Here is a 9,946-nt window from a genome sequence, read left to right on the forward strand (position 1 = left end):
TTCCAGGTATTCGTGGGCGACTGTTTAAGCGGATCGATCATTCAACCAGTTTGCCGGCGCTGGAAACCTCTTCGATGAGCTCGGCGATTTCCTCAGGGACTTCTACGATGGGTTCCCGAGTTATTCCCGACTTCGCTGACCAAACAAGATTGACCTGCAATTCTGGATCCATGTTTGGGAAGTCGCTTCGGTTATGGCATCCACGAGTTTCACGTCGTTCCAAGGCTGCTTCCAAAGTGGCCCGAGCCGAAAGCGCTGAGGACTTCAAATCGAATGCGTGCGCAAGATCTTGAAAACCGGCGATATCGGGATGTATGCCTACGTTGGCCATGCGCGCTTCCACCTCGTCAAGTTTTTTCAGGCCGCTGAGCAGGCCTTGTTCGTCACGAACTACCCCAGCGTGCTCAGTCATCAGATCGCGGATGGCACGCTGTAAAGCGCGGACGTTTTCCACTCCGTCACTGGCAAGCAGCTGATCAATGTCCGCTCGTGCGGTATCGATAGCTTCACGACTTCGAGGCTGAGATTCTAGGGACTGCGAGTACTTCGCGGCAGCTTGGCCCACTATGCGTCCAAAGACTAAGAGTTCAATCAAGGAGTTACCACCTAGCCGGTTGGCTCCGTGTAGCCCGCTAGAAGCCTCGCCAATGGCATACAATCCTTGCACTTCGCTTGAATGATCATAGGGGTCAACCCAGACCCCACCCATTGAGTAGTGCGCGGTAGGTGCGATTTCAATGGGTTCACGGGTAATATCGAGCATCTGTTCTTCGAGCATTGTTTGGTAGATCCTCGGTAAACGGTCCATAATCACAGCTCGTGGCAGATGAGAAACATCGAGCCAAACACCACCCTTAGCAGTTCCTCTGCCTTCGCGGATCTCTGTATAGGCGGCCAATGCCACCCTGTCACGAGTGGATAGTTCCATACGTTGCGGATCGTAGTTTTCCATGAAGCGTTCGCCCAAGGCGTTACGCAAGATGCCCCCTTCGCCGCGAGCCGCCTCGGAGATCAATGTTCCGGCGACCGATTCTGGTTCGATGATGCCCGAGGGATGAAATTGGACCAATTCCGGATCGCGTAGGCGGGCGCCGGCTTCAACGGCCAAGCGGAATGAATCGCCGGTGTTTTCGTCTCGGCGCGAGGAGCTGCGACGCCAAATCCGGTTGTGCCCGCCGGCGGCCAAGATCACCGAGTCTGCATGGATGAGGTATCGGGTTCCGTTGTTGAGGTCGAACCCGTAGGCGCCGAAAATTTGGTTGTCTTTGACCAGCAATCTGGTGATGTATACGGTGTCCAAGATGGGGATGTCGAGTTGCTCGGCCCGCCGGATGAGGGTGCGTTGGATTTCTAAGCCGGTGTAATCGCCGGCAAAAGCGGTGCGCCGGAATTTATGCGCACCAAAGAAGCGCTGAGAAATTCTACCGTCTTCTTCTCTGGCAAAGTTCATGCCGTAGCGCTCTAGATCTTCGATGCCTCGCTGTGCTCCTTGGGCTACCGTTTGCACGGTGCGAGGATCTGCGAGGAAATAACTTTCCTTGATGGTGTCAGCCGCGTGCTGCTGCCAGCTGTCCTCGTCATCCATGGTGCCTAATGCGGCGTTGATTCCGCCTGCGGCCAGGGAGGTGTGGGCATCATTTCGCGGACGTTTTCCCACTGCCAGCACATCCACGCCGAGCTCGGCTAATTCGATGGCTGCACGTAACCCGGATCCGCCGGTGCCGATAACCAAGACTGTGGTCGAAATCTGCTGTTCTTTGCTGGTGTATGTGTTCATGCTTTCAAGCTTCCGCGCGAAAGTATCATGCGTCCAATGAATTATTATCATCGTTTCGATAGCAGTACGCTATGCAGTATGAATCTAGAGCAATTGCGTGGCTTCACTACTATCGCCGAAGTGGGGCACTTCACGCGCGCAGCCGAAGAATTGCACCTGGCGCAACCCTCCCTAAGTCGCCAGATTGCGAGCCTCGAACAGGATCTCGGATCAGAACTCTTCCATCGAGCACGAGGGAATATCTCGCTGACCGCAGCCGGCGAAGCGTTACTACCACTAGCACGGCGAATGCTTGCAGATGAAGAAAACGTCCGTTTGGAAATGGCTGAATTAGCCGGTCTGCGCAAGGGTCGTGTGCGACTAGGCGCTCCGCCTACTTTGTGTGTGTCGCTGGTAGCCGAAGTGTTTGGCGTATTTCATCGCCGGTACCCCGGCATTGAACTTCATTTGAGCGAAGCAGGCTCAAAAAACCTGTTAGATGAGCTAGACGGAGGGCAACTGGATCTTGCACTGATCGTCACTTCGGAACACGCAGTCGCACAGAAAAACTTGGAAAGCCTGCCGTTACTCACCGAAGAATTAGTTGTCATCGACTCCAGCAACAACCCACGGCTTCTAGGGAAAGAATCCATTGATCTAAAATCCCTGTCACAACTACCGCAGATCGTTTTTTCGCAAAGTTATGACCTACGAGCAAGCACCATGGATGCCTACCGTTCACGAAATCTCGTGCCGAACGTGGTACTAGAGGGCGGCGAAATGGATGCGGTGCTACGTTTTGTTGAGGTTGGGCTAGGGGTGGCAATTGTGCCAGCCACGGTACTTGTGGACCGTCCCGGGCTGACCGCTGTCGCGCTTCAAAATCCACGATTGACGCGAACCATTGGGCTGGCCCATCGCAAGGACGTCAGCTTAACTCGCGCGGCAGCGGCCATGCAGGAAATCATTCTTCACACCGCTAGCCAGCTCGCCTCACGGCAATCGCGAATCACTAGTTTGCAGGTCAGTGGCTAACTCAGCCCATAACTTTTATCCCAAGGTGAGCGGCAAACTCGTGAGATAGTGACATCAGTTGCTGTTCACTGATCATCGCACCACGTAACCCCTCGATGCCTTGGACTTGCACAATTTCAAGGCCGGTCAAATCAACTGCACCAAGGCCGGCGCGTTCAACATTTAATGCTCCGGTACGGCAATTCTCAAATTTGACGCGCTGTGCCTTAACTAGTTGAAGATCTATTTCGTCAAAACTGCAATCACGAAAAACAACATCGCGCACTTGTGCCGTGCGAAGGTTTACCCAGCCAAATTTGCAATGCTCAAAGACCACCGAGTCAATCGATGAGTCTGAGAGATCTGCGGATCCGAAACGACTATGAGACACGCGCACATCGTTGAGCGTTGCACCCGCCCCATCAAGAATCGGTGCACTGAGCTGTTTAAATTCGCATTGAATGTACCGCGCATTACGCATGGACAGCTCGCCGATATTCATCTCTGAGAACAGGCAATCTTCGAGCCGGCCATCGGTCAAATCTAGTAGGGACTGATCAAAGCCGGTGAAATGAAGTACCTCAACGTATCCACCACCCAACAGGTCTTCAATCGTTCCTACCTCAAGGTCAGGTAGTTGGAAGTCTCTGATACGCGGGGCAGCCCCGATTGTCTTTCCACGGGCCATGCCTAGGTTCCTTTCACAAGCACCCGGTGATGTTCACCAACGATGCACGTCTTTTAGTCTGCGATGTCTGCCAGCGCTGGGTAGAGCTCAGGCCAGCTAAACTTATAGCCCGACTCTAGAAGGACCTCGGGCAGTACCCACCGAGACTTCAACAGCATTTCCGGTTCAACCCGGAGCACGAACATCGCAGGTTCAAGCATCCAACGATACGCCGGTAAGCCGAAGCTTCGGCCAGCGACTCGTCGCAAGCCCGCCATAAGTTCGATATTAGTCACTGGTTGAGGTGAGCCGAGATTTACTGGGCCGGAAATTTCTGGATGATCCTGAATATGCCTAATCGCCCCGATCACATCCTGAAGGTGGATCCAGCTAAACCGTTGCTGGCCCCGCGTGCGGTAAAAACTGCTTCGTTGAGGCCCGGTGGGGTCTGGTCCAATGCCACGGTACCGCGTATGCGATGGCCACCAACCGTCAATTTGCGGACCACCCACTGCCCATTTGGCTAGCGCCAGGAGTTTTTGCGATGCCGGTCCATCACCGAGCACAATGGCCATGCGAAGAGCTACTCGCCGAGTACTCGGAAGTTCGCCGCGCAAAAACTCCCGCTCCCAGTTCCTGGCGACGTCCACGGAGAATCCATCACCGAGTCGCCCGGTACTTTCAGTATTGGGATGGTCCATGGAGTGCCGGTAGATGGTCGCGGTGGAGGCGTTTAGCCATAATTTTGGTGGTGTCGTGGCTTTGGAAACCGCATCGTGCAATATACGAGTTGTCTGAACCCGTGAATTTAGGATTTCATTGCGCGCTTTGGTGTTATAGCGGCAACCCACGTTCTTTCCAGCCAAGTTAATTAGTAGCTCCGCGCCGTTGACGGCGTGCTCGACCGCGCTGGGCTCATCCCAACGGATGGGTCCACCCCGTCCAATAATCGACAACTCGTAACCTTGGGCTAACAGCTCACTTCGCAGACGTTCCCCTATAAATCCGGACGCCCCGGCGAGTACTGCGCGACGTGCTGACACCTGTGTTCTCCGTTCACACACTTCTGCTTGAACCTCAGCTTGGTGTCACGTCATCACCGGTGCCGGAGATGACTGAAACACTAGAAATCTGCGATCACTAATTTCTTCATTTTAAGCATGTTTTCGAAGGCTCCGGGACGAGACATGAGCTCGCCCATGTTACTTGGAACTATTTGCCAGCTCACTCCGTATTGATCTTGCAGCCAACCACATTGTTCGGCCTCGGGTACCGCCGACAGCGCCGTCCATAGCCTGTCGATTTCGGCTTGATCTTCACATTGAACCTCAATAGATATGCCCGGGGTAAAGCTGAATGGTTGTTCGACGGCAGAATCCATGGCGGCAAAGTTTTGTCCTGCCATTTTGAAATCACTAAACATTACGGCGCCGGCCGTGGTGACTTCGGTAGGCTCAGGATATGGGAACCGGCTACCTAGCTCCGCATCCGAAAAAACGTCAACATAAAAATCAACCGCCGGTACTGCCATGTTCTGGGCGGCTCCTCCAAACATCAACGACGGGGTCACGAAAGATTCACTCTGCCCATTGTTTGTTTGAAGCAATTGCCAACTAATTCCGTAGCGGTCTTGTACCCACCCGTAGAGCTCGCTAAAGGGGTATTTTTCTAATTCCATCAATACGCTTCCGCCCTCACGAAGCTTGTCCCAGGTTGCGGCAAGGGCTTTACCTGTAGCTTCTGCGGAGCCCCGATAGTTTTCCGGGTCAAAGCTGAGCATAAATGAAATTGACGGGTTGGGAGTGAAGTCATTGCCGGCGTTCACCAGGGTGAGTTGAGTTCCAGCGATATTTACCGTCACGGTCAGTGGTTGACCTGCTAATGGCTCCTGAAAATCGAGCAAGCCTTCGGTGGGATACCGAGATTCCACTGCAGAAGTGGTATCCGGGAAGATGGAGCTATAGAACTGCCCGCCTTCTTCGGCATTTCCAGCAAACCAGAGGTTGGGGATGAACTTTTGCACGCTCACTCACTCCTGAAGCTAAAAAACCGGCTACGGTGTCTACGCAACAGCTTCTGAAGGGCCAGAAGCTACACGCCGGTTACCTCAGTTACGCTACTCTGGCTGCAGCTTGAGGTAAATAGGTTGGCAGTAAATATGGTGCTAACCAAGCCCTTCGTTAGGACACTGTTTCGTCGACTTCTGATGATCTTTGACGACCGGTGAACTCGTTCATGGATCCATAGATTCTGAAGACCTTGTCTGCTACCAGATCCCACGCTGCGCGGGGCAAAATACCGCGCAAAGCTTGCCCAAGCTTGCTGGTCCAAGGCAACAACACTAACGGTGTTCCGCGAAGCATCGCGTTCCAGGCTTTAGCCGTTACCTGCTCAGGTTCCATGATGGGAGTCAGCAACATGCTTTTCGCCCCGGTGAACATCCCGGTGGAAACATAAGTGGGACAAAAAGTGGTGACCTTAATGTTCCGTTCGGCTTCTTGCTCAAGTTCCAAACGTAGCGAGTCACTCCAACTCATGGCCGCGGCTTTAGAGGCTGCATAAACACTCATATTTGGGTTGGATACCAACGCGGCTGCTGAGGCAATTGTCAGAACTCGGCCAGGGCGTCCCTGCCTGCCCATCTGTTCTAGCAGTGCATGCGTCAAATACATCGGGGCGAGGGAATTGACCGCCATGGTGTCCGTGATTTGCGCCGTACGATGTTTTGCAAAGCTCGTGCCGGTGACCACTCCGGCATTATTCACCAGCACATCGACGCTCCCACCGGCTAGGACCTGGTCTGCCGCCGCCGTGATTGCCGACTGATTACGCAGGTCCACGACCTGAGTCTGAATCTTACATGCAGGGTTTAACTCTACGAGTTCTTCGGCACGCGCACTGAGTTGCTCACTGCTGACATCCCAAAGGATCAGACGCTGAGCACCTTCCAGACAAGCCATACGAGCAAACAGTGCACCCATTCCTTGAGCTGCTCCGGTAACCAGAACTGTCAGACCTGCCACCGATTCTAAGCGTGCGCTCTCACTCATCGATTTCCTCCCATAGTTAAGCCGATAATGGCCAAGTGAAACTTACCCTACAACGTGAGGCGCGTTACATCGCGAAGGGTGATAGCGCGTCGATCCCCTAGTCCATGGCGTCCTGCCATCATTTGATCCCCAGCACCTCAAGTCGTTCGCGATACTCTTGAACAGTGGTGCGCGGTGGCCCATAGTTTCGACCACCTTGACCACCGCATCCGATGTTTACCTCCAGCAGAGGACTTACGCAGTGCATATCGACCGCCTCGACGCCGATTTAATCGAGCTCCTCACCGAATCCCCCATGCTCCCCGTGATGGAATGCGCCAGGCGCCTTGGCGTGGCGCGCGGCACGGTGACTAGCCGCTTGGCACGCTTACATGAAGGTGGGGTGATCAAGGCAATCGTTCCGCAAGTACAGCCTGCCGGATTCGATTATCAATTGGTCGCCTTCTGCTCGGTGGAAATCATCCAAAAATTTGGTCATGAACCAGTAGCCACCGGCTTAGCCGATTCCATCCCCGAAATTGTGGACATGTATACGGTCACCGGAACCTCTGATCTACAGTTGCGGGTCGTGGCAAGAAACGCCGGCGACCTTCAAGCAATTTTCGACCGGATCAATCTGGTACCCGGGGTGGCTCGCACCTCGTCATCACTGGCGCTCCGTGAGCATTTTCAAGGGCGGACCCTCCCACTGGTTAAAGCCTATGCAAAAAATTCGCCACCCGATGAGAAGACTATACAAATCGATCAGTAAATTCTGCAGCTACGGCCCAAACGGTATACAGCATGCATAGCCTTTTATGACCCGATTGCGCCGTACACACACTCACACCTACAGTCTTTTCTTGTGACTCGCTTCACCTAGGTTTGTGTCCTGGGTATCAAATTCTCGGCAGACCGCACTTCACCGTTTTGTCTACGGCGATTCATGACTTTTAGAGAGGAATCAATGAACATCAATCAACGCCCCTCCCTCGCCGCAGTTCCGGCCTACCGCCAGGGGAAATCTGCTGCGCCGGGCGCCTCGAAGCTCTCGTCCAATGAATCGCCACACGCGCCGTTGCCTTCGGTGATTCAAAGCATCGCGCAGGGTTTAGAGAGCATACATCGCTACCCGAATATGGCCGCTCCAGAACTCATTAGCGCGTTAGCTAAAGAGTATGACTTGGATCCGGAGCAGATTTCATTAGGTGCAGGTTCCGTTGAAGTAGCCTCCCAACTCATTCATGCTGTGGCCGGCGAAGGTGACGAGGTGATGTTCGCTTGGCGTTCATTTGAGGCTTATCCATCGCTGGTTCGTATCGCTGGAGCCGTTCCAGTTGAGGTCCCGCTAGACTCCGAGTTCAAGCACGACCTGCCTGCCATGCTCGCTGCGATTACCGAGCGCACCCGGCTCATCTTTATTTGCAACCCAAATAACCCCACCGGAACCGTCGTTGCCGCCGAGGCATTGGAAGAGTTCGTGGCAGCAGTCCCCGAAAACATCCTGGTAGTTATTGACGAAGCTTATGTGCACTTTGACCGCTCAGATATTCGCGCCGACGGACTCAAGCTCTTTCGCAAGTACCCACACGTTGCAGTTTTGCATACCTTCTCCAAGGCTTACGGCTTAGCCGGGCTGCGTATTGGATATGCCATCAGCCCACTTCAGGTTGCACAGAACCTGCGCAAGGTCGCAGTGCCTTTCGGCGTTACCGACCTTGCTCAGCGTGCAGCCGTGGCTTCGCTTGAAGCCGCCGAGGAACTCAACGTCCGCATCGAAGAAGTAGTAGAGCAACGCGATCGCATGCTCGAAGGACTACTCGCCGCCGGTTATCCAGCGGTTCCCTCACAAGCCAATTTCGTGTGGGTCGCTGCCGGTGAAGACACCGCGCAGTTGGAGGCCACCTTAAACGAAGGAAATGTCGTGGCTCGTGCCTTTGCAGGCGAGGGTCTGCGTATTTCCTCTGGCAATCCCCACGACGTTGACCGCGTCTTGGCAGCATTGAACAACAAAGTACTGGTAACTAGCCTATGAGTACGAAGACCGACATCCAGAAAACTGAGGATGCCCCCAAGCTCCACGCTGGGCTAACTCAACGTCAGATCTCCATGATGGGTCTTGGCGGTGCTATTGGTGCTGGCCTCTTCGTAGGCTCAGGCCAAGCAATCTCCATCGCTGGCCCAGCCGTCCTTCTGTCCTACTTGATCGCCGGCACCGTGGTTATTGTGATCATGTCGATGCTCGCCGAAATGGTTGCGGCAGACCCCTCCTCCGGAGCATTCAGTACCTTCGCTCATAAAGCGATGGGTAGCAGTACCGGCAGTACCGTTGGCTGGCTTTATTGGATCCAGCTCGTTGTGGTCATTGCGGCCGAAGCAACCGGTGCGGCCGCGATTGTTGCCGCGTGGTTCCCCAACTTCCCGCAATGGGCTTGGGTCCTAGGCTTTGTGGTCCTGTTTACCGGGGCAAACTTACTGGGCGTAGGAAACTACGGAAAGTTCGAGTTCTGGTTCGCGTTCATTAAAGTCGCGGCGATTGTTGCCTTCTTGGCCGTCGGCGCACTAGTTCTGCTTGGGATTATTCCTACCGACGAGCCAGTTGGTTTGGCGAACCTTGCCGCCCACGGCGGATTCGCTCCGGCCGGTTTGACCGGTATTGCGGCGGCCCTATTAATCGTGATCTTCTCCTTCGGCGGTACCGAAGTAGTCTCCATCGCTGCAGCCGAATCCGATGACCCACAGGGCAATATCAAACGGACCATCAAGTCCGTGATGATGCGTATTATGTTCTTCTACCTCGGCTCGGTCATCGTGATCGTTGCAGTACTTCCTTGGAATAACCCCGCCATTGTCGACGGTCCATTCTCCGCGGTCTTAGGCGTGCTGAACGTACCTGGCGTTGAACTGGTCATGAGTGCCGTGGTAGTTATCGCACTGCTTTCCGCAATGAATGCGAACATCTATGGTGCCTCACGCATGCTGTATTCGCTCGGCACCCGCAAGATGGCTCCACGTGCGGTCACTCACGTCACCGGTAAGGGAGTTCCAGCCAACGCGGTACTCGGCTCGGTAGCGTTCTCCTTCATCGCGGTGGGATTGAACTGGATCTGGCCAGATGCAGTCATGCCGATCCTGCTCAACGTGGTCGGCTCAACGATCATCGTGATCTGGTGCTTTATTGCTCTCACGCAATACATTCTGCGCCGTCGTGCAGAACGTGAAGGAACGCACTTGCCGTTGAAGCTCTGGGGCTTCCCCTACTTATCCTTGGCCACCATTGCCATGATGGTTGTCATTGTGGGTATCGCGATGACTGATGCGGTAGCCCGCACGCAGCTCTTGCTCACCCTTGGCTTGACCGCGGCCCTTTGGTTAGTTTCCAAGGCATTGAGGCTGGGAGCTGCCCCGCAGCACCAGCGGTAACTGACTACCCGAACTAAAACCGGGAAGCCGGCGGAACCTTTTGGTTCCGCCGGCTTC

General features: G+C 54.4%; 9 protein-coding genes. 4 read left to right on the plus strand and 5 right to left on the minus strand.

Annotated features, from left to right (window positions below; translation table 11 throughout):
• Window positions 1–37: 37 nt before the first annotated feature.
• Entirely contained in the window at window positions 38–1,777 is a 1,740-nt protein-coding gene (locus IEX04_RS12915; RefSeq protein WP_188686126.1) for an FAD-binding protein, read from the minus strand.
• Between the two features lie 78 nt (window positions 1,778–1,855).
• On the opposite strand from IEX04_RS12915, the gene IEX04_RS12920 reads away from it, so the two are divergent.
• Window positions 1,856–2,791 carry a LysR family transcriptional regulator gene (locus IEX04_RS12920; RefSeq protein ID WP_188686128.1) on the plus strand — a complete coding sequence of 312 codons (936 nt, stop codon included), beginning with the start codon at window positions 1,856–1,858 and terminating at the stop codon, window positions 2,789–2,791.
• A gap of 1 nt (window position 2,792) precedes the next feature.
• On the opposite strand, the gene IEX04_RS12925 is transcribed toward IEX04_RS12920, so the two are convergent.
• The 4 genes from IEX04_RS12925 to IEX04_RS12940 form a co-directional block, all read right to left on the minus strand.
• Window positions 2,793–3,458: a pentapeptide repeat-containing protein gene (locus IEX04_RS12925; protein WP_188686129.1), complete on the minus strand. Its 666-nt coding sequence runs from the start codon at window positions 3,456–3,458 to the stop codon at window positions 2,793–2,795.
• A gap of 53 nt (window positions 3,459–3,511) precedes the next feature.
• Complete coding sequence (locus IEX04_RS12930; RefSeq protein ID WP_188686132.1) at window positions 3,512–4,480, minus strand: epimerase; 969 nt, start codon at window positions 4,478–4,480, stop codon at window positions 3,512–3,514.
• An 80-nt stretch (window positions 4,481–4,560) separates the two neighbouring features.
• Entirely contained in the window at window positions 4,561–5,460 is a 900-nt protein-coding gene (locus IEX04_RS12935; protein ID WP_188686133.1) for a VOC family protein, read from the minus strand.
• A 157-nt stretch (window positions 5,461–5,617) separates the two neighbouring features.
• The gene (locus tag IEX04_RS12940) at window positions 5,618–6,487 is read right to left on the minus strand and encodes an SDR family NAD(P)-dependent oxidoreductase (protein ID WP_188686136.1); all 870 of its coding nucleotides are present in this window, start codon (window positions 6,485–6,487) and stop codon (window positions 5,618–5,620) included.
• 241 nt (window positions 6,488–6,728) lie between these two features.
• Here IEX04_RS12940 and IEX04_RS12945 point away from each other — a divergent pair, with 241 nt between their 5' ends.
• From IEX04_RS12945 to IEX04_RS12955, 3 genes are all read left to right on the plus strand, one after another.
• Window positions 6,729–7,238 carry an Lrp/AsnC family transcriptional regulator gene (locus IEX04_RS12945; protein ID WP_146112539.1) on the plus strand — a complete coding sequence of 170 codons (510 nt, stop codon included), beginning with the start codon at window positions 6,729–6,731 and terminating at the stop codon, window positions 7,236–7,238.
• Window positions 7,239–7,433: 195 nt separating this feature from the next.
• The gene (hisC, locus tag IEX04_RS12950; protein ID WP_188686138.1) at window positions 7,434–8,501 is read left to right on the plus strand and encodes a histidinol-phosphate transaminase; all 1,068 of its coding nucleotides are present in this window, start codon (window positions 7,434–7,436) and stop codon (window positions 8,499–8,501) included.
• Entirely contained in the window at window positions 8,498–9,889 is a 1,392-nt protein-coding gene (locus tag IEX04_RS12955; protein ID WP_188686140.1) for an amino acid permease, read from the plus strand. Before hisC ends, IEX04_RS12955 begins: the two co-directional genes overlap by 4 nt.
• Window positions 9,890–9,946 lie beyond the last annotated feature (57 nt).

Origin of the sequence: Glutamicibacter ardleyensis (genome assembly GCF_014644555.1) — a bacterium.
In the GTDB taxonomy this organism is placed as follows: domain Bacteria; phylum Actinomycetota; class Actinomycetes; order Actinomycetales; family Micrococcaceae; genus Glutamicibacter; species Glutamicibacter bergerei.